General features: G+C 58.6%; 1 protein-coding gene and 1 pseudogene. Both read right to left on the reverse strand.

What is annotated here, in order from left to right:
* Positions 1-1,022: 1,022 nt before the first annotated feature.
* On the reverse strand, positions 1,023-1,211 hold the full coding sequence (locus CK221_RS29445; protein WP_095780272.1) for a DUF3606 domain-containing protein: 189 nt from the start codon (positions 1,209-1,211) through the stop codon (positions 1,023-1,025).
* Between the two features lie 227 nt (positions 1,212-1,438).
* Positions 1,439-1,952 (reverse strand): annotated as a pseudogene (locus CK221_RS29450) (hypothetical protein); the annotation flags it as partial.

Here is a 1,952-nt window from a genome sequence, read left to right on the forward strand (position 1 = left end):
TTAGGAGAACGCGAGGCCGGCGAGCAAGTACTAGCGCACTGGTTGTTGATCAGAAAATTCAGCCAAAAGGACAATCGCCGACAATGAACAACGGCTGGACTTTCCAAGAGCTGATCGACGCGGGCATGTCTGTGACTGGCGGCTGCCTGGACTGCCATCGTCATCAAACCTGTCGGCCCTCCGGGACCGCTTCGGCGCTGATGCTCCGGCGATGGAATGGGACTTGCGGCCGAGGATGAAATGCGCGGTCTGTGGCGTATCAAGCTGACCTATTCGCCAGACACCAGCCACCGCAAAGGAGTCTGAGGTCAGGGCGTGCGTTTCGTCTGCCGCCGCCGCCACATCCTATTGTCCGTTTGTCGACCACCGTTCGGGATTTCGGACCGAGGCAGCATTGGCCCATCAGGGCCAAATACAATTCCGCATCCTCCAGGGCTTGGCGGATAGCGGCAACATGGCGGGGGTTCGGGTTCCTCGATCCGTTCTCAAATTCGATGATCGTTGGTCGCTAATATGCGCTTTGGCAGCGAGCCGCACTCGCGACCAGCTCAACAGAGCTCGTGCGGCCTTTGATTGCTTCCCCGACAGTAGGGCCCGTCTGTGCATAGGCGTTGAACATTAACGTCCCTAAAAAATGCCGTCGGCTTGGTGAGGGTCCTCAAATATTCGTGAGCCCGCGAACTCAGATCGCGGGCGGGGCGGGTCACCCTAGGCGTGGATCAGATTGGGGCCCACGGTGGGCCTTCAAGTTCGATGCCGCGATGTGGTGAACGAGCGGCTACTATGCAGGGCTAGATTTCGAGGTCACCTCGAACATTTCGAATATGGCGCGAGCTGTAAAAATCGCCTGATCCCGAACATGTACAAAGAGTTCGAGCCGGTCTTCAATTGAAATAACCTCGACCGCCATCTCGGCCAACGCCTCAATGCCTGTCGTCTTACTGCATGGATGCCATCCAGTTCCGCGCCGGTTTCATCCGTCACCTGAGATGAGGCGTTGAACGTGTCGAAGAAGTAGCGGTTCATCGAGTGCCCAGCGCTTTTGCCTCACGCTCTAAAGTCTCGCGGTCGTTTCCGTGCTTGGCGATCAGTTTCCGGACCTCAGGGATCGAGAGCCCGAATTTGCTGGCGAAGTAGCCAACCTCATATACCTGATTCCCAGACACCCGGTCACGGTCGCGCGAATCGCGTTTGCTTTTGACGTCCGCCATGCCTCGTTCCTCTCCCTCCGCTAAAGGAAAGACGCGCGGGACGAGAATGTTCCTTCTATCCGCTTGGGGCCACGCGCAGCAGCCGCGATAAGTGCTCTCGATGCATCAACTGCATGTCTGGAGCAACGCGACCGACCCCGGAGGTGTAGCCGTCTGGTGGCAACATGAAGCGCGTTCCTTGCGCATGAAATGGCGGCGGCTCTGCGGCTCTGGTTAGCGATTCCTGATTATTCGACGATCGCAACCGACTGGGCTGAGGGGATGTCCTTCATCCCGAGGCTCGAGCAGTTTTGTTTGATGGTCGTGCTGCCGGACCACTGGATCTTGTCGGCGACGACCTGGGTGCAGCCGCCGCTCCAAGAGAAGTTGCCCAGGTAGTTGACCTGCTGCTTGGGGAAATAGATGGCACCGGTCAGAAGCGAGCTCGCGGTGCCGTTGAAAGTGCTCGATGCGCTTGTGCCGGTCCTGTCGCCATAGAACAGCACGCCGGAATAGGTGCCCGAGGTCGGCGCGCTCAGCGTTACCGTGGCGTTGCCGTTCATGCTGACAGTGTTGCTGCCGGACATGAACATTGTCACGCCGGTACCGGAGATGACCGCGCCAGCGTTAACCTTCACATTGCCCTGGACGACATAGGTGCCGGGCTGGAGCGTGACATTGCCCTTGAGGTCCATGCCGCTGCAGTAAGTTCCGGGCTGGAGCGTTTGCGATGTTTTGCTCCCGTTGACGGTCTTGCACGGG

The sequence above is a fragment of the Mesorhizobium sp. WSM3868 genome, assembly GCF_002294785.1.
Lineage (GTDB): Bacteria > Pseudomonadota > Alphaproteobacteria > Rhizobiales > Rhizobiaceae > Mesorhizobium.